Raw genomic sequence first — 19,526 nt, forward strand, 5'->3', positions numbered from 1 at the left:
CCGGACGGCCGGAGCACGGCCACGGTCTCAGGCGTCGCGGCTCAGCACGAGCACGGCCCGGTCGTCGTCCCCACGACGCACCTGGCGCAGGATGCGCCGCGGCGCTCCGGCGAACCCGGACGCGACGACCCGGCCGGCGGTCGCGCACAGCCACTCCAGGCCCGCGTCGAGGTCGGCCTCGCGCGACTCGATGACGCCGTCGGTGTAGAACATCAGCGCCTCGCCCGGCCCGAGCACGCCCCGGGACTCGACGAGCTCGGGGTCGGGGTCGACACCCAGCGCGGTGCCGCGGGCGGGGTCCGCGAGCCAGGCGCGCGACGACGCGTCGTAGCGCAGCGCCGGCGGGTGGCCCGCGCTGAGGACGGCGAAGCCGCCGTCGACCAGGTCCACGCGGACGTGGACCGCCGTCGCGAACGCCCCGTCGTCGTGGCGGCGCAGGAGGTAGTCGTTCGCCGCGGTCATCAGGGCCTTCGGCGGCAGCGCGCCCAGCAACCCGGCCAGCGCGCCCGCGAAGCTGAGCGCCTGCGGTCCGGCCTGGACCCCCTTGCCGCACACGTCGACCAGGATCATCTCGAGGTGGCGGCCCTCACGGTCGAGCTCCGCGACCAGGAAGTCGCCGGCGTACGCCACCCCGTCGGCAGCCAGTGTCGCCGACTCGGCCCGCCAGCCCCGCGGCAGCGGCGGCACCGTGCTCTGGGCCTGCAGCCGGTCCCGCAGGTCGACGAGCATCGCCTCGCCGACGATCGCGGGCAGCCCGGTGCGCTGGCGGGCGGCGTGCACGAGCACGAGGACCACCGCCACCAGCAGCGCGAGCAGGGCGCTCAGGCGGCCCTGCGAGACGGGTGCGTCGACGAGGACCGCCGCGACGCCGGCGGCCAGGCACAGGCAGGCGTGCACGACCAGCGGGCCGAAGCGCAGCACGAGGAGCCCGGCGAGCAGCCACACGGCGTAGGCGGTGACGGGCATCCACTCGAAGCGCAGCAGCGAGACGCCGAGGCAGGTCAGCACGCCGGCGGCGAGGGCGCCGAGCGCCCAGCGCTGGCCGCGGGGCGTGCCGGTGCGCCACAGGCGGTGCCGGTCGGCGACGAAGGCCGCGACCGAGGCGGTGGCGGCGGGCCGCGGACGCCCCCGAGCAGTGCTCACCGGCCGAGCGTAGGCCAGCCGCGCTGCCCGCGGAGGCGATCGAGTGGTGTGATGGGGCCATGACCGTCGTGGGCCCCGACGCCGTCCTGGGCGCGCCCTACCTCGCCGAGACCATCACGCTGCAGCCGGACGAGGAGGGCGAGGTCGTCGCCACCCTCGTGCACCGGCCCGCCGTCAGCCCGCGCCGCGGAGCGGTGCTGCACGTGCACGGCTTCTGCGACTACTTCTTCCACACCGAGTACGGCGCCTGGTGGGCCGAGCGCGGCTACGACGTGTACGCGGTGGACCTGCGCAAGTACGGACGCTCGCTGCGCCCGCACCAGACGCCCACCTACGTCACCGACCTGCGGGCGTACGGCGAGGAGCTCGACGCCGCCTGGCAGCGCATCACCGAGCGCGACGGGCACGACCGCGTCGTGCTCTCGGGGCACAGCACCGGCGGCCTCGTCGTCGCGCAGTGGGCCCACGACCGCGCTCCGTCGCAGCTGTGCGCCATGGTGCTCAACGCGCCGTGGTTCGACCTGCGGGGGCCGCTGCTGATGCGCACGGTGGGGACCTTCGTGGTCGACAAGGTGGGCGGGTTCGTGCCCCGCCGCGTCATCCCGCGCACCGTCTCCGGCCTCTACGGCCGCAGCCTGCACCGCGACCACGGCGGCGAGTTCGACTACGACCTGCGGTGGAAGCCGCTGGAGTCGGTGCCGGTGTACGCGGGGTGGCTGCGGGCCGTGCGCCGCGCCCACGCCGAGCTGCACCGGGGCCTGGCGGTCGGCGTACCCGTCGTGGTCCTCTCCTCCGACCGCACGACGTCGCCGCGCGAGCTCGACGAGGACGTCTACACCAGCGACATCGTGCTCGACGTCGAGCAGATCCGGCGCTGGTCGCCGTCGGTGGGCGCCCGCCACCTGACGCTGGTGACGGTCCCGGGCGCGATGCACGACGTGGTGCTGTCGCGACCGCCCGCGCGACGCCGCGCGTACGCCGAGCTGGGGAGGTGGCTGGGCGCGTACGTCGAGGGCGAGGTGGTCGTGCCCGAGGACGGTGCGGAGCACTACGGTGGTGCCGATCGCGCACCGGCCGTCGGCGCGCCCGGTGAAGGAGACCCAGCGTGAGCTTCCAGCAGCCCCCCGGCGGGCACGGCGCCGCGAACCCCGGTTCCTACGGGTCCACGGGCCCGCGGCCCGCCGAGCTCGGCGACCGCTTCGTCGCCCGGCTGATCGACGGCCTCGTCGTCGGCGTCCCGACGATCATCCTGGCGGTGATCGTCAACGCCGTGGTCAACGTGGTGCTGCCCCGCTTCGTCGAGGGCTACGTCAACGGGGTCGTCCAGGCGGCCCTGCTCACGGGCGCCTACGTGGCGTACAACTACTTCTTCGAGACCAGCAGCGGCCAGACCATCGGCAAGTCCGTGATGCGGCTCAAGGTCGTGGGTCCCGGCGGCGGCACCGTCACGGGCGCTCAGTCGGTGCGCCGCAACGCCTTCTACGCGGCCGCGCTGCTCGTGGCCGTCCCGTTCCTCGGCGGGTTCCTCAGCACGGTCGCCCAGGTCGCCGCGGTCGTGGCGATCGCGGTGACCATCCAGAAGGACCCGGCGCTGCGCCAGGGCTGGCACGACAGGTTCGCCTCGGAGACCTACGTCTCGAAGATCTGAGCCGCCCGCGGCCCGGTCGGGTCGTCGGGGCGCTCAGCCGAGGAGGAACGCGGCGAGCGCCACGACGCCGACCACCACGATGAAGCCGCGCAGCACGGCGTCGGGCAGCCGGCGGCCGTAGGCGGCGCCGACCTGCGCGCCGACGACCGCGCCGGCGCCGATCAGCACCACGATCAGCCAGTCGATCTCGACGAAGAAGACGAACAGCAGGCCGGCGATGCCGTTGACCAGCGCGACCATCACGTTCTTCATCGCGTTGAGCCGCTGCAGGGTCTCGGGCAGCGCGATGCCCAGGAACGCCATCAGGATGATGCCCTGCGCCGCGCCGAAGTAGCCGCCGTACATGCCCGTCAGCACCACCACGGGCCACAGCCACCGGGGGCCGTTCGGCGGCAGCTCGCCGAGGCCCTTCTCCTCGCGCCGCCGGGCGATCGTCGCCGAGATCCGCGGCCCGGCGACCACCAGCACCAGGCCCAGCAGGATCAGGGCGGGCACGATCGCGGCGAAGGCGCCGTCGGGCAGCGAGAACAGCAGCACGGCGCCGATGACGCCGCCGAGCGCCGAGGCGGAGCCGAACACCACCAGGCGCCGTCGCTGGCCGGACAGCTCGCGGCGGTAGCCCCACGCCCCGGACAGCGACCCCGGCACCAGGCCGATGTTGTTCGAGGCGTTGGCGACGATCGGCGGGACCCCGAAGGCGATCAGGGTCGGGAAGGTGATCAGCGTCCCGGACCCGACCACCGTGTTGATGGCCCCCGCGAACCCTCCGGCGAGGAGGATCGCGACGATCTCGAAGGTGCTCACACGCCGGCCTGGCGCCGCGTGCGGCGCCGCGCCGACCACCGGCCGTCGACCAGGCTCACCGAGAGGGGCGTGTCGAACGTCGCCGACAGGTTCGCCTCGGTCAGCGTGGCCGCGAGCGTGCCCGCGGCCACGACGCGGCCCTCCTTGAGCAGCATCGCGTGCGTGAAGCCCGGGGGGATCTCCTCGACGTGGTGCGAGACGAGGATCGTGGCGGGCGAGTCGGGGTCGTAGGCGAGGACCGACAGCGTGCTCACGAGGTCCTCGCGGCCCCCGAGGTCCAGTCCGGCCCCGGGCTCGTCGAGCAGGAGCAGCTCCGGGTCGGTCATCAGGGAGCGGGCGATCTGCACGCGCTTGCGCTCGCCCTCGCTGAGGGTGCCGAAGGTCCGCTCGGCGAGGTGGGCGACGCTCAGCTCGCGCAGCAGGTCGTCGGCGCGCTGCTCGTCGGGCGCCTCGTACTGCTCCCGCCAGCGACCGACGACGCCGTGCGCCGCCGAGATGACCAGGTCGCGCACCTTCTCGCCGCGCGGGATCCGGTCGGCCACCGCCGCGCTCGCCACGCCGATCCGCGGGCGCAGCTCGAAGACGTCGACGGTGCCCAGCAGCTCGCCGAGCAGGCCGACGGCACCCGAGGTCGGGTGCAGCTGCGCGGCCGCGATCTGCAGCAGGGTCGTCTTGCCGGCGCCGTTCGGGCCCAGCAGGACCCAGCGTTCGCCCTCGTCGACCACCCAGGTGACCTCGTCGAGCAGCACCGCCTTCCCCCGTCGGACCGTCACGTCGGCGAGCTCGAGCACAGCGGTCATGTGCCGCACCCTATCGACCGGCGGCCGCCCGCGGCGCCGGGGCCGCCGGTCCGGTGCGCGCGTAGGCTCGGACGGTGCACGACACGCCTGTCTCGCTGACGCTGGCCTGGTGGGGTACCTCCTGGCTGCGCGGCCTGTCCTCCCCCGACGACCTGCTCGACGCGCTGGCCCAGCACGGCGTACGCCACGTCGTCGCCGCCCTCGACGGCCCCTCGACGCCCCTGCTCGAGGCCCTGGGGCTCCTGCGTGCCGGCGGGGCCACGCAGCTCGGCGCGGCGTTCGGCGCCCCCGGCGACCCGGTCGGCCTCGGCGGCCCCGCGGCGTTCAACGCAGCGGCGCTGGAGGCCGAGGAGGCGGTCGTGGCCCCCGACCTGGGCGTCGGCTGGGTCCCGGCCGGCGTGGGGGCGGCGGTCGAGTGGACCGCGCACGCGGCCCACCGCCGGCCCCTGCCCGACGTGGGCGAGGCCGACCGCGGGCTGCGCTCCGGCGTGCTGGTCGCCGCCGACGCGCTGGCCCGACTCGACGTCGCGCGGTGGAACCCGGATCTGGCCGACGAGCTGATGGACCTCGCGCGGGCCGACGCTCTCGTCGCGCCCCCGGGCGTACCCGCCCGCTGCGTGTCGCTGGCCGCCCGCGCGCTGCGGATGCTGCGCCTCACCGAGCTCGCCGGCCGCGACCACGGCGGAGCCCTCAGCGCGGCCGAGACGCAGGCGCGCCACGACGTGCTCGAGCAGCTGGCCCGGCACGCCCGGCGCGGCCTGACGGCCGCGGGCTCGCCGGAGGTCTGGCCCCCGGCCTGACCCGGACTGACGCACGGACGCCGTCCGGCGGGCGGTAGCCTTCCGCCCGATGAGCACCGACCGACTCCCCGGGTCCGACACCGTCCTGGTCACCCTGACGGGCAAGGACCGACCGGGAGTGACCAGCTCCCTGCTGGCCACCCTCGCCGGAGCGGGCGTCGACGTCGTCGACGTCGAGCAGATCGTGCTGCGCGGCCGCCTGATCCTCGGTGTCCTCGTCACCGCCCCCGACGACGTCACGGGCCTGACCGAAGCGCTCGAGCGCGCGGCCGACGACCTCGACATGCAGGTCGAGGTGGAGCAGGGCACCGGCGACAACAGCCGACGCGGTGCGGGCCGGGTGCACGTCTCGGTGATCGGCGCTCCCCTGCAGGCCGAGGCGCTGGCCGCGATCACCGGTCGCATCGCCGACTCCGGGGCCAACATCGACCGCATCGAGCGGATGGCCCGCTACCCGGTCACCGCGATCGACCTGCACGTCTCGGGCACCGACCCCGAGCGGCTGCGCGAGGTCGTCGCCGCCGAGGCGGCCCGCCAGGGCGTCGACGTCGCGGTGCAGCCGGCGAACCTCCTGCGCCGGGGCATGCGGCTGATCGTCATGGACGTGGACTCCACCCTCATCCAGGGCGAGGTCATCGAGATGCTCGCCGCCCACGCCGGCTGCGAGGCCGAGGTCGCGGCCGTCACCGAGGCCGCGATGCGCGGCGAGCTCGACTTCGAGGAGTCGCTGCGCCGACGAGTCGCACGCCTCGAGGGCGTCGAGGCCTCGGCGCTGGACAGCGTGTACGCCGGCATCCGCCTGGCGCCGGGCGCGCGCACGATGGTGCGCACCCTGAAGCGGCTGGGCTACCGCTTCGCCATCGTGTCCGGCGGCTTCAGCCAGGTCACCGACCGGTTGGCCGCGGACCTGGGCATCGACTTCGCCCGCGCCAACGAGCTGGAGATCGCCGACGGGCGGCTGACGGGTCGCATCGTCGGCCCCGTCGTCGACCGGGCGGGCAAGGCCGCCGCGCTGCGCCAGTTCGCGGCCGAGGTGGGCGTGCCGGTCGAGGCGACGATCGCGGTCGGCGACGGCGCCAACGACCTCGACATGCTCGGCGCCGCGGGCCTGGGCATCGCGTTCAACGCCAAGCCCGCCGTGCGCGAGGCGGCCGAGGTCGCCGTGAACGTGCCGTACCTGGACACCATCGTCTACCTGCTCGGGATCTCCCGCGAGGAGGTCGAGGCGGCCGACGCCGCCGCCGGTCTCGTCACGCCGGCGCCCGGCGTCGACTGAGGCGGCCCGCCGCTAGGGGCGGGCGACGTGGAAGTCGAGGAGCCGGGCGGCGCCCCAGTCGAGGTCGGCCCACGCGACGGGCGTGACCAGCACCGTGACGGCCGCCGTGGGGTGCCCCTGCGCCATCCGCACGGCCGCCCGCTCGCTGCCGCGGCCGTCGTGCAGCAGGTGCGCGAGGGAGGCGATCGTCGGGTTGTGGCCCACCACCACGAGGGTGCGCACGTCCGGGTCGGTGGCGCGCACCAGGTCGAGGGCGGACTCCGGCCCGGCGCCGTAGAGGGCCGGGGACAGGTCGACGGGCACGTCGAGCAGGTCGCCGGCGGCCGCGGCCTCCTCCCAGGTGCGCTGCGTGCGCCGGGCGTCGGAGAGCAGCGCGCGGTCCGGCACGTGTCCTTCGTGGCGCAGCCACTCCCCCAGCGACGCCGCCGCCGCGCGGCCGTCGTCGGTGAGGTCGCGGTCGTGGTCCGTCGCTGCCGCCGAGGCGGCCTCGGCGTGCCGCGCGACGACCAGACGCCGCACGCGGGAGGGCTCCGAGAGGTTCACGCGTCTACTGTCCCACCACTCCCGGACCGGGTGCGGCCGGATCGTCGGATCCGGGGTGGTCGTGGGCTCGTGCGCTACGCTGACCGCGCTCTCATGGGAGGGAGGCTCAGCCTCCCGGGGCACCACGCCCGGCAGGTCCGACTGGGAGGGAGGACCTGCACCACGTCGTGGTGCCCCGCACCCCGTGGGGTGCGGGGCGACGCCGATCCCGGGTCCCTCAGGCGCCCATCGCGTGGAAGCCGCCGTCGACGTGGACGATCTCGCCCGTCGTGGCCGGGAAGAAGTCCGAGAGCAGCGCCACCACGGCGCGCGCGGTCGGGTCCTGGTCCGCGTTGTCCCAGCCCAGCGGGGCGCGGTCCTCCCACGTCTGCTCGAGACGCTCGAAGCCCGGGATGGCCTTCGCAGCCAGGGTCTTGAGCGGCCCGGCCGAGACCAGGTTCACCCGGATGCCGTCGGGACCCAGGTCGCGGGCGAGGTAGCGCGAGCAGGACTCGAGACCCGCCTTGGCCACGCCCATCCAGTCGTAGGCCGGCCACGCCACGGTGGCGTCGAACGTCAGCCCGACGATGGACGAGCCGCGGTCGAGCAGCGGGCGCGTGGCGGTCGCGAGCGACTTCAGGGAGTACGCCGAGACCTGCACGGCCTGGGCGACGTCGTCCCACGGGCCGTCGAGGAACCGGCCGCCGAGCAGCGTCTCGGGGTTGCCGTACGCGATGGAGTGCACGACGCCGTCGAGACCGTCGACGTGCTCGCGCACCTGCGCCTCCAGCCCGGCCAGGTGCTCCGGGTCGGTGACGTCCAGCTCCAGCACCGGGGGCTCGACCGGCAGGCGCTTCGCGATCCGACGGGTGATGCCGAGCGCGCGGCCGAAGTTGGAGATGAGGACGGTGGCGCCCTGCTCCTGCGCGACCTTCGCGGTGGCGAATCCGATGGAGGAGTCCATCGTCACGCCGGCGACCAGGATGCGCTTGCCCTCGAGGATGCCCATCAGGCGGTGCTCCTTCTTGGAGTTCGGGTGGGTGTGCGGGGTGTGCGGGGTGTTCGCGGGGCGGCGGTGGGTCAGTGACCCATGCCGAGGCCGCCGTCGACCGGGATCACGGCCCCGGTCACGTACGCGGCCTGCTCGCTCGCCAGCCACGTCACGGCGCCGGCGACCTCCTCGGGCCGGGCGTACCGGCCCAGCGGCACCTGGGTGCGGATGGTCTCGCGCTGGGCGTCGGTCAGCACCTCGGTCATGTCGGTCTCGACGAACCCGGGCGCGACGACGTTCGCCGTGATCGAGCGGCTGCCGAGCTCGCGCGCCACGGAGCGAGCGAGGCCCACGAGGCCCGACTTGGAGGCGGCGTAGTTGACCTGGCCGGCGGAGCCGAGCAGACCGACGACCGACGAGATCAGCACGATCCGGCCGCGACGCTGGCGCAGCATGCCCTTGGCGGCGCGCTTGACCAGGCGGTAGGTGCCGGTGAGGTTCGTCTCGACGACGGCGCTCCAGTCGTCCTCGCTCATCCGCAGCAGCAGGGTGTCCTTGGTGATGCCCGCGTTGGCGACGAGGACCTCGACCGGCCCGAGCTCCGACTCGACCGTGGCGAAGGCCGCCTCGACCTGCTCGGGGTCGGTGACGTCGCACCGCACGTCGAGCGCCCCCTCGGGGCCTCCGCCGTTGCGGGTGGTCACCGCGACACGGTCACCCTGGGCGAGGAACGCCTCGGCGATGGCGCGGCCGATGCCGCGGTTGCCGCCGGTGACGAGGACGGTGCGCCCGCCGGGCGCGTCGGTCTGCTGCGAGTCGGTCACGCTCCGCGACGCTAGTGATTACCGATAGGTACGCGAAACACCGCGGCCCCGCGCGCCCTCGGGCGGCGGGGCCGCGGGCCTCACTCGTCCTCGAGGCGGAAGCCGACCTTCATCGAGACCTGGAAGTGGTCGACCGTCCCGTCCTTCACGTGGCCGCGCACCTGGCTGACCTCGAACCAGTCGAGGTGACGCAGCGTCTTGCCGGCGCGCTCGATCCCGTTGCGGATGGCCTGGTCGACGCCCTCGGGAGAGGTCCCGACGATCTCGGTGACGCGGTACGTGCGGCTGCTCATGGTGGCTCCTGTCGTCGGTGCGGTCGCGGTGATGCTAGCGCCGGCCCTGCCGGGGCCCGGGGGCGCGTGGGTGGGCGGCGTAGCATCGTGGGCATGCCTCGTCGACCCTTCCAGCGCCGCGCGCAGGACGACGGCGTCGTCAGGATCACCACCGCGCGCACGGCTCCCGGTGAGGAGCTGGACGGGCGCCAGCGCCGCTACATCATCGCGATGACCGTCCGCACCCTGTGCTTCGTGGGCGCCTTCCTGGTCGGCCCGGGGTGGCTGCGCTGGGTCCTGGTCGCCGGGGCGGTCTTCCTGCCCTGGTTCGCCGTCGTCGCGGCCAACGTCACCTCGCAGGAGTCCGACGGGTTCGACCTCGAGGAGGTCGACGCCCAGGCGCTGCCCAGCCCCGGCGAGCGCCGAGGCCTGGGCCCGTCCGACGGCTCCACGGAGGGACCCGCCGCGTGAGCGCTCCCGACGGCGAGCTCGAGCCGATCTGCTCCGCGCGCGGCTGCCGGCTGCCGGCGCTGTGGGCCCTGCGGTGGAACAACCCGCGCCTGCACACCCCGGAGCGCCGCAAGGTCTGGCTGGCCTGCGACGAGCACCGCGCGAGCCTGTCGGACCACCTCGCCGCGCGCGGTTTCCTGCGCGACGTCGTGGCGTACGACGAGGTCGGCTGACCCCACCGGCGTCGGCGCGGCGTCAGCGTCAGCGCGGCGTCAGCCGCCGATGGCCGACATCGGGCGCGTCGGCTGCAGGAACGACGGGTCGTCGATGCCGTGGCCGGGGGCCTTGGTCCACATCGCCGCACGCCAGCGGCGCGCGATCTCGTCATCGTCGGCGCCGCCGCGCAGTGCGGCGCGCAGGTCCGACTCGTGGCGGGCGAACAGGCAGTTGCGCACCTGCCCGTCGGCGGTGAGGCGGACGCGGTCGCAGTCGCCGCAGAACGGGCGGGTCACCGAGGCGATCACGCCGACCCGGCCGCGCAGGCCCGCGCCCGCGTCCACGTCGAAGCGCTCCGCGGGGGCGCTGCCCCGCTGCTCGTCGGCGGGCGTCACGACGAACGCCGCCTCGAGGGAGGCCAGGATCTCGTCGGCGGTGACCATCTTCTCGCGCGACCAGCCGTGCTGGGCGTCGAGCGGCATCTGCTCGATGAAGCGCAGCTCGTAGCCGGCGGCCAGCGCCCACCGCACGAGTTCGGGCGCCTCGCCGTCGTTGAGCCCCCGCAGCAGGACGGCGTTGACCTTGACGGGCGAGAGCCCGGCCGCGTCGGCGGCCTCGATGCCGGCGATGGCGTCGTGGAGGCGGTCGCGGCGCGTGACGGCCGCGTACACCTCCGGGCGCACGCTGTCGAGGCTCACGTTGACGCGGTCGAGCCCGGCGGCGGCGAGCGCCGGCGCGGTGCGGGCGAGACCCAGCGCGTTCGTGGTGATGGAGAGCTCGACGTCCGGGTCGAGGGACCGGACCCGGCCGACGATGTCGACGAGGCCGCGGCGGACGAGGGGCTCGCCGCCGGTGAACCGCACCTCCCGCACCCCGAGGTGCTCGATGCCGATGCCGACCAGGCGCACCACCTCGTCGTCGGTGAGGACGTCGTCGGTCGGCAGCCAGTCGAGGCCCTCGGGCGGCATGCAGTAGGAGCAGCGCAGGTTGCACCGGTCGGTCAGGGAGACGCGCAGGTCCGTGGCGACGCGGCCGTGCTGGTCGACGAGGCCACCGGTGCTCGCGCCCGCCGTCGCACGGCCCGGCAGGGTCGGGAAGGGAAGGGCGGACATGGTCCGAGTCTAGGTGCTGGGGGCACGGAGCGGCCGGATAGCCTGGGGCGGTGGGTTCCTTCCGCTTCCTCCTCTCGCGCCGGTGGGTCCTGTTCGGCGTGGTGGTGGTCCTCCTGACCTACCTGGCCTACGTGCTGGGGCAGTGGCAGTTCCACCGGCTCGACGACCGCCGGGACCGCAACGAGCTCGTGGAGCGCAACGAGGGCCAGGCGGCCGTCGACGTCCGCGAGATCATGTCGCCCGACGTCCCGCCGACCGCCGAGCAGGAGTGGGCGGCCGTGACCGCCGTCGGCGAGTACGCCGTGGAGGACTCGGTCGTCGTGCGCTACCGCACCCGCGACGGCGCGCCGGGGGTCGACGTGGTCGTGCCGCTGGTGCTCGACGACGGGTCGAGCGTGCTGGTCGACCGGGGCTGGATGGCCACCGACAACAGCGGCGCGCTGAGCGGCACGGACACCGACCTGCTGCCGGCTCCCCCGGCGGGCGAGGTCGAGATCACCGGCTGGGTGCGGCGCGACGCCGAGGGCAGCAGCACGTCCGTGTCCGCGCAGCAGTCGACGCGCGCGATCTCCTCGGCGTCGATCGGCACGGCGCTGGACCGCGACGTCCTGGCCGGCTTCGTCGACCTCGCCACCGAGTCGCCGGAGGCCGCCGATCCGCTCTCCCCCCCGCCGCTGCCCGACCTCGGCGAGGGGCCGCACTTCTTCTACGGCCTGCAGTGGTGGTTCTTCGGGCTCCTGGCCGTCTTCGGCTTCTTCTACCTGATGTACGACGAACGTCGGGGCGGTCCTGCCCGTCGCGAGCAGCTGCGCGCCGAGAAGCGCGACCGGCTGGAGGCCGAGGAGCAGCGCCAGGCGCAGGTGCAGGCCCGGCTGCGCGCCGAGCGGGAGCGCTCCGGCACCTGACCGGCGACTACCGTCGGGGCGACCGCACCCGATCGCGTCGAAGGAGCCAGTGATGACCGTGCACCTCAGCCACCCGGACGGCCTGCTCGAACAGGACGACTACGCACCCCTCGCGGTAGCCACCGGTACGCGGACCGTGCTGCTGGCCGGTCAGGCCGGCGTCGATCCGCAGGGTCGGCCGACCGCCACGGACCTCGCCGGCCAGGTCCACTCCGCGCTCGCCAACATCGCCACCGGGGTCCGTGCGGCCGGCGGTGACGTCAGCGACGTCGCCCGGCTCACGGTCTACGTGGTCGGCTGGAACACCGACATGGCGGCCGAGCTCTACGAGGGCACCGCACGGGCGCAGGGCACCCACGGCTACAGCACCCCGCTGCCGCCCCTCACGGTGATCGGCGTCCAGGCCCTCTGGTTCCCCGCGCTCCTCGTCGAGATCGAGGCGACCGCGATCCTGGACTGACCTCCCGAGAACCCGAGCGAGCCGGCCCGGCCTCAGCGGGTGACCGGCGTGTCGTCGACCAGCTGCGTGCCGTGCAGCTGGGCGTACAGGCCCCCGCGGGCCAGCAGCTCGGGGTGCGTGCCGGCCTCGACGATCCGTCCGCCGTCGACGACGAGGATCTGGTCGGCCGAGCGCACCGTCGAGAGGCGGTGCGCGATCACCAGGGAGGTACGCCCGTCGAGCGCGGTGGCCAGTGCCTCCTGCACGGCCTGCTCGGACTCGCCGTCGAGGTGCGCCGTCGCCTCGTCGAGCACCACCAGCGGCGGCGCCTTGAGCAGCAGCCGTGCGATCGCGAGCCGCTGGCGCTCGCCGCCGGAGAGCCGGTAGCCGCGGTCGCCGACCACGGTCTCGAGGCCCTGCGGCAGCGACCGGACGAGACGGGCGATGCGGGCCGCCTCGAGGGCCGCCCAGATCTGCTCGTCGGTCGCGTCGGGCCGGGCGTAGCGCAGGTTCGCGCCGATGGTGTCGTGGAACATGTGGGAGTCCTGGGTGACGTAGCCGACGACGTCCTCCAGCGAGTCCAGCGTCACGGCGCGCACGTCGTGCCCGGCCACCCGCACGGTCCCCCGGTCGACGTCGTATAGGCGCGCGACCAGGTGGGTGATGGTCGTCTTGCCGGCCCCCGACGGACCGACGAGCGCGACCGTCTCCCCGGGCTCGGCGACGAAGGTGACGTCGTGCAGGACCGGCTCGGAGCCGCGTCCGCGGTCGGCGCCGCCGACCGTCTCCAGCGACGCGAGCGTGGTGGTGGCGGGGTCCGGGTAGGCGAACCCGACGTGGTCGAGCTCGAGGCGCACGCCCCGGCTGCCGGCGGCGAACTGCAGCGGCACGGCGTCGGCCCGCTCGACCACGGTGGACGGCAGGTCGAGCACCTCGAAGACGCGCTCGAAGCTCACCAGGGCGGTCATCACGTCGATGCGGACGTTCGACAGGCCCTGCAGGGGCCCGAGCAGCCGCAGCAGCAGCGTCGCCAGGGCCAGCAGCGTGCCCAGCGTCAGCTCTCCCCGGACGACCAGGTAGCCGCCGACGCCGTAGACCAGCGCGGTCGCGAGCGCCGGCACCAGCAGCATCACGGAGGCGAACAGACGCGTGAGCAGGGCGATCCTGACCCCGACGTCGCGCACCCGCGTCGCCTTGAGGGCGAAGTTCACGTCCTCCTCGGTGCGACGGCCGAAGAGCTTGAGCAGCATGGCGCCGCCGACGTTGAAGCGCTCGGTCATCACGTTGCCCAGGTCGGCGTTGCCGTCCATCTGCTCGCGGGTCAGGACCGCCAACCGGGCGCCGACCCAGCGCGAGACGACGAACAGCAGCGGGAACATGACGAGGCACAGGAGGGTGACCTGCCAGCTCAGCGCCAGCATGGTGATGCCCACGACGAGCGCGGAGACCGAGTTGGCGACCACGTTGGACAGGACGGTGGTGAACGCGCGCTGGGCGCCGACCACGTCGTTGTTCAGCCGCGACACGAGGGCGCCGGTCTGGGTCCGGGTGAAGAACGCCAGGCCCTGGCGCTGCACGTGGCCGAAGACCTGGATCCGCAGGTCGCGGATCAGGCCCTCCCCGATCCGGGCCGAGAGCCAGCCCCCCAGCACGCCGAACGCCGCGTCGACCAGCGCGACGCCGGCGATCGCCACCGCCACCCACACGATGACGCCGACCTCGCCCGCGACGATCCCGTCGTCCACCAGTCGCTGCACCAGCAGCGGCGTGACGACGACCAGGAGGGCGTCGAGGACGGTCACGGTGCCGAACCCGGCCAGCAGACGGCGGTGCGGGACGGCCGCTCCGAGCACCCGACGCACCACCGCCGGGTCGACCCGGGAGCCGACGGCCGAGCGGTCCGTGCGCAGGTGACGCCACGCCGCGCCCATCCCCGTCATCCCCGACATGTCCGTGCCAACCTCCTGGGACCGCGGGCTGTTCCCGCGCGACCTCCCGCCAGCCTCGCACGCGCGGCCCTACGATGCTCGCCGTGAGCGGTGCCACCCACGGGGTCTACGGTTCGCGCCTGCTCGGTCGCCCCGACCAGTCGGCGCGGGCGCTGCGGGTGCGGGTGCAGGTCCTGCTGACCTTCATCCTGCTGGTGGCCAACCTCGTCGGCGCGGTGGTCGTGGTCGCGCTGCTCCTGCTCGTGCGCCCCGACGAGCCGCTGCGCGACGGTTACTGGCTGGCCCACGTGATCGCCGTGCCGGTCTACGTCGCCGTCGCGGTGCTCGTCGGCACCGTCACGATCACGCGCCGGCTCCTCGCCGCGCTGCTGTGGGCACGGGAGAACCGCCCGCCCACCGAGGCCGAGCAGCGGGCCACGCTGCGGGCGCCGCTGGCCGCGATGGTGCGCCAGGGCGGCCTGTGGGCCGCGGCGGTCGTGCTGTTCACCGGCCTGGCCGTCGTGCTGCAGCCGTCCCTGGCCCTGACGGAGGGCATCGCCGTGTCCGTCGCCGGGGTCATCGTGTGCGCGATCTCCCTGCTGTGGACCGAGTTCGTGCTGCGACCCATCACCGCCCGTGCGCTGTCGGCCGGGGTGCCGCCGCGGCGCCGCGGGTCGGGCGTACGCCGTCGGCTCGTCGTCTTCTGGGCCGTCGGCACAGGGGTGCCGGTCGCCGTGCTGATGCTGGCCGCGCTCCTCGCGCTCACGGGTGACGAGCAGCTCGGGCTGACCCGGCTGGCGGTGGTCGTCATGGTGCTGGGCGGGGTGGTGATGCTCTTCGGCTTCATGATCACCGGGCTCACGGCCCGCTCCGTCGTCGGGCCCATCGCCTCCGTCCAGGACGCGCTGGAGCAGGTGCGCCGGGGGCGTCTCGACGTCGAGGTGCCCGTCTACGACGCCAGCGAGCTCGGTCACCTGCAGGCGGGGTTCAACGAGATGGCGGCGGGCCTGCGCGAGCGCGAGCGCATCCGGGACCTGTTCGGTCGCCACGTCGGCCAGGAGGTGGCCGCGGCGGCGGTGGGCGGTGACGTCGAGCTGGGCGGCGAGACGCGCGAGGTCACGGTGCTGTTCGTGGACCTGATGGGCTCGACGACGCTCGCCACGCGGCTCGAGCCCACGGAGGTCGTGACCCTGCTCAACCGGTTCTGCGCCGTCGTGGTCGACGAGGTCGACCGGGCGGGGGGCCTGGTCAACAAGTTCATGGGCGACGCGGTGCTCGCGGTGTTCGGGGCCCCGGTGGAGAACGCGCGCCACGCCGAGGACGGGCTGCGGGCCGCGCGTGCCATCGCCCGTCGTCTCGCGGCTGAGGTCCCCGAGGTCGAGGCCGGCGTCGGCGTCGCGACGGGGAACGCCGTGGCCGGCAACGTCGGCGACGAGCGCCGGTTCGAGTACACGGTCATCGGCGACGCGGTGAACTCGGCGGCGCGGCTCACCGAGCTGGCGAAGCGCCGGCCCGGCCGCGTGCTGGCGGCCGCCGCCACGGTCGAGGCCGCCGCTGCCGACGAGGCCGCTCGCTGGAGCGTCGAGGGCGCCGAGGTGCTGCGCGGTCGGGGCGCACCCACGCGGCTCGCCGTGCCCCGCGAGGAACACGCGCCGGCGGAGCCTCAGGCCAGCGAGACCAGCTCGGCGTAGGAGGCGTTCCAGAGGTCCTCGACGCCGTCCGGGAGGATCAGCACGCGGTCCGGCTCGAGGGCCAGCACGGCCCCCTCGTCGTGCGTGACGAGGATGATGGCGCCCTCGTAGCGACGGATCGCGTCGAGCACCTCCTCGCGCGAGGCCGGGTCGAGGTTGTTGGTCGGCTCGTCGAGCAGCAGCACGTTGGCGCTGGAGACGACCAGCGAGGCGAGCGCGAGGCGGGTCTTCTCGCCGCCGGAGAGCACCGCCGCCGGCTTGTGCGCGTCCTCGCCCGAGAACAGGAACGAGCCCAGCACCGTGCGCGCCTCGGTGTCGGTCAGCTGCGGCGCCGCGCTCTGCATGTTCTCCAGCACGGTGCGCGACGTGTCGAGCGTCTCGTGCTCCTGGGCGTAGTAGCCGACCTTCAGCCCGTGCCCGGGCACGACGGCGCCGGTGTCGGGCTGGTCGACACCGGCCAGGATCCGCAGCATCGTGGTCTTGCCGGCGCCGTTGAGGCCGAGGATGACGACCCGGGAGCCCTTGTCGATCGCGAGGTCGACGCCGGTGAACACCTCGAGCGCGCCGTAGGTGCGCGAGAGGCCCTCCGCCGTGAGGGGGGTCTTGCCGCAGGGCGCGGGCGACGGGAACTTGATCTTGGCGACCTTGTCGGCGGCGCGCTCCCCCTCGACGCCGGCCATCATCTTCTCGGCGCGCTTGAGCATCGACTGCGCGGCCTGCGCCTTGGACGCCTTGGCGCGCATCTTGTTGGCCTGGTCGGTGAGGGTCTTCGCCTTGTTCTCGGCGTTCATGCGCTCGCGCTTGCGCCGCTTCTCGTCCGTCTCGCGCTGGGTCAGGTAGTGCTTCCAACCCATGTTGTAGACGTCGATGACGCAACGGTTCGCGTCGAGGTGGAACACCTTGTTGACCGTGTCGGCCAGCAGGTCGTTGTCGTGGCTGATCACGATGAACCCGCCGCGGTGCGCCTTGAGGAACTCCCGCAGCCACACGATCGAGTCGGCGTCCAGGTGGTTGGTCGGCTCGTCGAGGATCAGCACGTCGGCGCCGGAGAAGAGGATCCGGGCGAGCTCGACCCGGCGGCGCTGGCCGCCGGAGAGCGTCTTCAGCTGCTGGCCCAGGATCCGGTCGGGGATGCCCAGGCTCGCGGCGATCGTCGCGGCCTCGGCCTCCGCGGCGTAGCCGCCGCCCGCGTGCAGCTCGGCGTCCGCGCGGGCGTACCGCTTCATCGCCCGCTCGGCGACGTCCGGGTCCTCGGAGCCCATCTGGGCCTCGGCGTCGCGCAGGCGCCGCACCACGTCGTCCAGCCCGCGCGCCGACAGGATCCGGTCGCGGGCGAGGACCTCGGGGTCGCCGACGCGCGGGTCCTGGGGCAGGTAGCCGACGTCGCCGGACGAGTGGACGGAGCCGGAGGCGGGCAGGGCGTCGCCGGCCAGGATCTTGGTGAGGGTGGTCTTGCCGGCGCCGTTGCGGCCGACGAGGCCGATCTTGTCGCCCGCGGCCACGCGGAACGAGACGTTCTCCATCAGGAGACGTGCGCCCGCACGGACCTCGACGTTCTGTGCGGTGATCATCGACGGAGGACTCTACGGCGGTGGCGCGGCGAGGACCGCATCGCAGCGGGCCGTGCGGGCGTCGATCGGCTCACACCGGCGGCGTCCGGGCCTCACAGCAGGGCCTCCAGGTGGGCGTACTGCCGCTGCAGGACCCGCAGGGTCGGCGCGACGCTCGGGTGGCGGAACTTGCCGGCGAGCGCGCCCTCCCCGGCGGCGGCTCGGGCGAGCACCCACTCGGCCCGGTTCACGATGGTGTAGACGGCCGTGACCCGGGCGCCGTACAACACCTCGGCCGGCGAGGCCAGGTCGGTCGGGAGCCCGGCGACGTAGGCGTCCAGCAGCACCTCGAGGGACTCGGGAGCGCTGAGCGCGAGGTAGCCGAGGTCGCCGCCGACCGGCCCCGTGCCCAGGGTCGACCAGTCCAGGGTCAGCGCGGTGTCGCCGTCGCGGGCCGGGAAGTTCCCCGGCACCGGGTCGCCGTGCTGCAGCACCTGCGGCAGGGCGTCGATCCCGGCCAGGTGGTGCCGACGGCGCTGCCAGAGCCGGTCGGCCAGGTCGGCGAGACTGGTGCGCTGCAGGGTCGTCCAGCCGCCCCGCCACTCGACCCTGCTCAGCCGCCCGGCCAGCTGGCCGCGAGCGAGCCAGGGCACCGCGGGTGGCGCGCAGCCGGCGAACGCACCCAGGCGCGACGCCAGGTAGAGGGCCGGCGGCGGGTCGGGTGCGACGTACGCGTGGCGCAGCGTGACGCCCTCGGCGTCCTCGGTCACGTCGAGCACCGGCACCGAGCGCAGCCCGGTGGTGCCGTCGACCACCCCCGACGCCGCCACGGCCGCGGAGCGGCGCCACCACGCGTCGTGCGTCGGCACCGCGAGCTCCTCGGGGTCGTCGGGCCCGGGCGCGACGAGCCGCTTCACGACGCTCGGCGGCGTCGTGGTCCGGTCGAGCCAGACACCGCCGGTGCTCGGGCCCCGCCCGCCGCGCAGTGCCTCCCACCCGTCGTCGGGGCGCCACATGGTCGGGAGTCTGGCAGACGGATCGACCGTTTCCGGGGCGCCGTGCGGGGAAGGCCGGGTGCATGTCCGCCCGACGCAGCGTCTCGACGACCGCTCCCACCGCCGCCCTCGCCGTCCTCGTGCTCTCCGCGTCCCTCGCGGCGTGCGGCTCGTCGTCGGACGACGCCGCGGAGTCCTCGGCGCGGGACCGCTCCGGCGCGGTCGAGGACGGCCTGGTGCGCTGGGGCGTCGCCTCCCTGCCGACGACCGCCTACGAGGCGTCCTTCGTCTCCGTGGGCGACCTCGACCGCGCGAGCGCGCTGGCCGAGGCCGAGCGGCCCGACGGTGTCGACGACGAGGCGGGCTACGAGGACTGGCTGGACGCCGTGACCGGGGTCGAGGGCTCCGTGGCGCTCACCCTGCCCGAGGTGCTCGGCGGCTACTGGGGCGAGGCCCCGGACGTGGTCGCCGCCGAGATCGGCACCTCGGCCGTCACGGCCGAGCGCTTCGCCGAGCTCGTCTCGGCCCCGGGCCGTGCCTCGGTCGTGGCCGGCCCGGTGGACCTCGACGCCCTCGAGGAGGCCTACGGCCCCGGCGAGGAGGGTCGCTGGCGGATCGGCGAGGGCCAGGACCTCTCCACGGACCTGACCGAGCGCAGCGCGCTGCGCCCGCTGGGCCAGCCGGTGCACGTGCAGGCCGAGAAGGACCTCCTCACGGCGGCGTTCGTCGCGTCGGACCTCACGCTGGCGCTGGCCCAGGACCGAGGTGACGAAGGGGCGCTGGAGGTCGCGGAGGCGCTCGACGTCCACGAGGTCTACGTCGCGGACCTCGTCGTGGGCGCGTCGCCCGGTGACTCGCGGTCGCTGCCCGAGGCGTTCGACGCGGTGGGTGTGGGACTGACCGGCGACGCCGACGCCCCGCTGGTGGTCGCCTACCACCACGCGTCGTCGGAGGAGGCGGAGGCCAACGCCGACGCGCTGGCCGACGTGCTCGACGCCGACGGCGACGCGCGGGGCTTCGAGCTGCTGGAGACCTCCGTCGACGGCAGCGTCCTCACCGCGACGCTGTCGCTCGACGACCTCCCCCTGTCGGCAGGGCGGGACGCCCTGCTGCGCCGCGCGCCCTTCGTCTCGCACGCCTGAGCGTGGCGCCGGGCCACG

21 protein-coding genes are annotated in these 19,526 nt (G+C 74.5%); 10 read left to right on the forward strand and 11 right to left on the reverse strand.

All coding sequences use genetic code 11. From position 1 onward, the window contains the following. Positions 1-27: 27 nt before the first annotated feature. Positions 28-1,143 (reverse strand): SpoIIE family protein phosphatase, encoded by a 1,116-nt coding sequence (locus tag RDV89_RS04985; protein WP_315731840.1) that lies wholly within the window; start codon positions 1,141-1,143, stop codon positions 28-30. A gap of 59 nt (positions 1,144-1,202) precedes the next feature. Here RDV89_RS04985 and RDV89_RS04990 point away from each other — a divergent pair, with 59 nt between their 5' ends. Together RDV89_RS04990 and RDV89_RS04995 are read left to right on the forward strand one after the other, a co-directional pair. Beyond that, the gene (locus tag RDV89_RS04990) at positions 1,203-2,252 is read left to right on the forward strand and encodes an alpha/beta hydrolase (RefSeq protein ID WP_315731841.1); all 1,050 of its coding nucleotides are present in this window, start codon (positions 1,203-1,205) and stop codon (positions 2,250-2,252) included. Further along, positions 2,249-2,791 carry an RDD family protein gene (locus RDV89_RS04995; RefSeq protein WP_315731842.1) on the forward strand — a complete coding sequence of 181 codons (543 nt, stop codon included), beginning with the start codon at positions 2,249-2,251 and terminating at the stop codon, positions 2,789-2,791. Before RDV89_RS04990 ends, RDV89_RS04995 begins: the two co-directional genes overlap by 4 nt. Positions 2,792-2,824: 33 nt before the next feature. Here the strand turns inward: RDV89_RS04995 and RDV89_RS05000 are convergent, their stop codons facing one another. Both RDV89_RS05000 and RDV89_RS05005 read right to left on the reverse strand, forming a co-directional pair. Beyond that, positions 2,825-3,595, reverse strand: coding sequence for a sulfite exporter TauE/SafE family protein (locus RDV89_RS05000; protein ID WP_315731843.1), 771 nt, complete (start codon positions 3,593-3,595; stop codon positions 2,825-2,827). Continuing rightward, positions 3,592-4,395 (reverse strand): ABC transporter ATP-binding protein, encoded by an 804-nt coding sequence (locus RDV89_RS05005; protein ID WP_315731844.1) that lies wholly within the window; start codon positions 4,393-4,395, stop codon positions 3,592-3,594. Before RDV89_RS05005 ends, RDV89_RS05000 begins: the two co-directional genes overlap by 4 nt. Positions 4,396-4,469: 74 nt before the next feature. Here RDV89_RS05005 and RDV89_RS05010 point away from each other — a divergent pair, with 74 nt between their 5' ends. Then, on the forward strand, positions 4,470-5,195 hold the full coding sequence (locus RDV89_RS05010; RefSeq protein ID WP_315731845.1) for an Rv1486c family protein: 726 nt from the start codon (positions 4,470-4,472) through the stop codon (positions 5,193-5,195). A 49-nt stretch (positions 5,196-5,244) separates the two neighbouring features. Next, the gene (gene serB / locus RDV89_RS05015) at positions 5,245-6,471 is read left to right on the forward strand and encodes a phosphoserine phosphatase SerB (RefSeq protein ID WP_315731846.1); all 1,227 of its coding nucleotides are present in this window, start codon (positions 5,245-5,247) and stop codon (positions 6,469-6,471) included. A 12-nt stretch (positions 6,472-6,483) separates the two neighbouring features. On the opposite strand, the gene RDV89_RS05020 is transcribed toward serB, so the two are convergent. The 4 genes from RDV89_RS05020 to RDV89_RS05035 all read right to left on the reverse strand — a co-directional run bounded on the left by RDV89_RS05020 (position 6,484) and on the right by RDV89_RS05035 (position 9,101). Further along, complete coding sequence (locus RDV89_RS05020) at positions 6,484-7,014, reverse strand: SixA phosphatase family protein (protein WP_315731847.1); 531 nt, start codon at positions 7,012-7,014, stop codon at positions 6,484-6,486. A gap of 217 nt (positions 7,015-7,231) precedes the next feature. Beyond that, positions 7,232-8,002, reverse strand: a complete 771-nt coding sequence (gene fabI / locus RDV89_RS05025; RefSeq protein ID WP_315731848.1) for an enoyl-ACP reductase FabI — start codon at positions 8,000-8,002, stop codon at positions 7,232-7,234. 71 nt (positions 8,003-8,073) lie between these two features. Beyond that, on the reverse strand, positions 8,074-8,808 hold the full coding sequence (fabG, locus tag RDV89_RS05030) for a 3-oxoacyl-[acyl-carrier-protein] reductase (RefSeq protein WP_315731849.1): 735 nt from the start codon (positions 8,806-8,808) through the stop codon (positions 8,074-8,076). An 80-nt stretch (positions 8,809-8,888) separates the two neighbouring features. Next, the gene (locus RDV89_RS05035) at positions 8,889-9,101 is read right to left on the reverse strand and encodes a dodecin (RefSeq protein ID WP_315731850.1); all 213 of its coding nucleotides are present in this window, start codon (positions 9,099-9,101) and stop codon (positions 8,889-8,891) included. 93 nt (positions 9,102-9,194) lie between these two features. On the opposite strand from RDV89_RS05035, the gene RDV89_RS05040 reads away from it, so the two are divergent. Continuing rightward, positions 9,195-9,551, forward strand: a complete 357-nt coding sequence (locus tag RDV89_RS05040; RefSeq protein ID WP_315731851.1) for a DUF3099 domain-containing protein — start codon at positions 9,195-9,197, stop codon at positions 9,549-9,551. Further along, positions 9,548-9,763 (forward strand): hypothetical protein, encoded by a 216-nt coding sequence (locus RDV89_RS05045; RefSeq protein ID WP_315731852.1) that lies wholly within the window; start codon positions 9,548-9,550, stop codon positions 9,761-9,763. Before RDV89_RS05040 ends, RDV89_RS05045 begins: the two co-directional genes overlap by 4 nt. Before the next feature lie 39 nt (positions 9,764-9,802). Here the strand turns inward: RDV89_RS05045 and moaA are convergent, their stop codons facing one another. Further along, positions 9,803-10,858 carry a GTP 3',8-cyclase MoaA gene (gene moaA / locus RDV89_RS05050; RefSeq protein WP_315731853.1) on the reverse strand — a complete coding sequence of 352 codons (1,056 nt, stop codon included), beginning with the start codon at positions 10,856-10,858 and terminating at the stop codon, positions 9,803-9,805. Positions 10,859-10,908: 50 nt separating this feature from the next. Here moaA and RDV89_RS05055 point away from each other — a divergent pair, with 50 nt between their 5' ends. Together RDV89_RS05055 and RDV89_RS05060 are read left to right on the forward strand one after the other, a co-directional pair. After that, entirely contained in the window at positions 10,909-11,763 is an 855-nt protein-coding gene (locus RDV89_RS05055; protein WP_315731854.1) for an SURF1 family cytochrome oxidase biogenesis protein, read from the forward strand. 52 nt (positions 11,764-11,815) lie between these two features. Next, a complete protein-coding gene (locus tag RDV89_RS05060; RefSeq protein ID WP_315731855.1) occupies positions 11,816-12,223 on the forward strand; it encodes a RidA family protein in 408 nt (135 codons plus the stop codon). Between the two features lie 32 nt (positions 12,224-12,255). On the opposite strand, the gene RDV89_RS05065 is transcribed toward RDV89_RS05060, so the two are convergent. Beyond that, complete coding sequence (locus tag RDV89_RS05065) at positions 12,256-14,151, reverse strand: ABC transporter ATP-binding protein (protein ID WP_315731856.1); 1,896 nt, start codon at positions 14,149-14,151, stop codon at positions 12,256-12,258. A gap of 83 nt (positions 14,152-14,234) precedes the next feature. On the opposite strand from RDV89_RS05065, the gene RDV89_RS05070 reads away from it, so the two are divergent. Further along, complete coding sequence (locus tag RDV89_RS05070) at positions 14,235-15,821, forward strand: adenylate/guanylate cyclase domain-containing protein (RefSeq protein ID WP_315731857.1); 1,587 nt, start codon at positions 14,235-14,237, stop codon at positions 15,819-15,821. Here RDV89_RS05070 and RDV89_RS05075 read toward each other — a convergent pair. Further along, positions 15,794-17,392: an ABC-F family ATP-binding cassette domain-containing protein gene (locus RDV89_RS05075; protein ID WP_315731858.1), complete on the reverse strand. Its 1,599-nt coding sequence runs from the start codon at positions 17,390-17,392 to the stop codon at positions 15,794-15,796. The two genes, RDV89_RS05070 and RDV89_RS05075, sit on opposite strands and share 28 nt — an antisense overlap. A 92-nt stretch (positions 17,393-17,484) precedes the next feature. After that, entirely contained in the window at positions 17,485-18,387 is a 903-nt protein-coding gene (locus RDV89_RS05080) for a phosphotransferase (protein WP_315731859.1), read from the reverse strand. A gap of 62 nt (positions 18,388-18,449) precedes the next feature. Here RDV89_RS05080 and RDV89_RS05085 point away from each other — a divergent pair, with 62 nt between their 5' ends. Further along, positions 18,450-19,508 (forward strand): hypothetical protein, encoded by a 1,059-nt coding sequence (locus RDV89_RS05085; protein WP_315731860.1) that lies wholly within the window; start codon positions 18,450-18,452, stop codon positions 19,506-19,508. Positions 19,509-19,526: the final 18 nt, after the last annotated feature.

It is taken from the genome of Nocardioides imazamoxiresistens (assembly GCF_032378595.1).
GTDB classification, from domain to species: domain Bacteria; phylum Actinomycetota; class Actinomycetes; order Propionibacteriales; family Nocardioidaceae; genus Nocardioides; species Nocardioides imazamoxiresistens.

Excerpts from the sequence above, each read along its gene's own strand:
- RDV89_RS04990 (WP_315731841.1), top strand. The coding sequence starts at position 1,203 with ATGACCGTCGTGGGCCCCGACGCCGTCCTGGGCGCGCCCTACCTCGCC.
- serB (WP_315731846.1), top strand. The coding sequence starts at position 5,245 with ATGAGCACCGACCGACTCCCCGGGTCCGACACCGTCCTGGTCACCCTG.
- RDV89_RS05005 (WP_315731844.1), bottom strand. The coding sequence starts at position 4,395 with ATGACCGCTGTGCTCGAGCTCGCCGACGTGACGGTCCGACGGGGGAAG.
- RDV89_RS05060 (WP_315731855.1), top strand. The coding sequence starts at position 11,816 with ATGACCGTGCACCTCAGCCACCCGGACGGCCTGCTCGAACAGGACGAC.
- RDV89_RS05040 (WP_315731851.1), top strand. The coding sequence starts at position 9,195 with ATGCCTCGTCGACCCTTCCAGCGCCGCGCGCAGGACGACGGCGTCGTC.
- moaA (WP_315731853.1), bottom strand. The coding sequence starts at position 10,858 with ATGTCCGCCCTTCCCTTCCCGACCCTGCCGGGCCGTGCGACGGCGGGC.
- RDV89_RS05065 (WP_315731856.1), bottom strand. The coding sequence starts at position 14,151 with ATGTCGGGGATGACGGGGATGGGCGCGGCGTGGCGTCACCTGCGCACG.
- RDV89_RS05075 (WP_315731858.1), bottom strand. The coding sequence starts at position 17,392 with ATGATCACCGCACAGAACGTCGAGGTCCGTGCGGGCGCACGTCTCCTG.
- RDV89_RS05085 (WP_315731860.1), top strand. The coding sequence starts at position 18,450 with ATGTCCGCCCGACGCAGCGTCTCGACGACCGCTCCCACCGCCGCCCTC.
- fabI (WP_315731848.1), bottom strand. The coding sequence starts at position 8,002 with ATGGGCATCCTCGAGGGCAAGCGCATCCTGGTCGCCGGCGTGACGATG.
- RDV89_RS05080 (WP_315731859.1), bottom strand. The coding sequence starts at position 18,387 with ATGTGGCGCCCCGACGACGGGTGGGAGGCACTGCGCGGCGGGCGGGGC.
- RDV89_RS05035 (WP_315731850.1), bottom strand. The coding sequence starts at position 9,101 with ATGAGCAGCCGCACGTACCGCGTCACCGAGATCGTCGGGACCTCTCCC.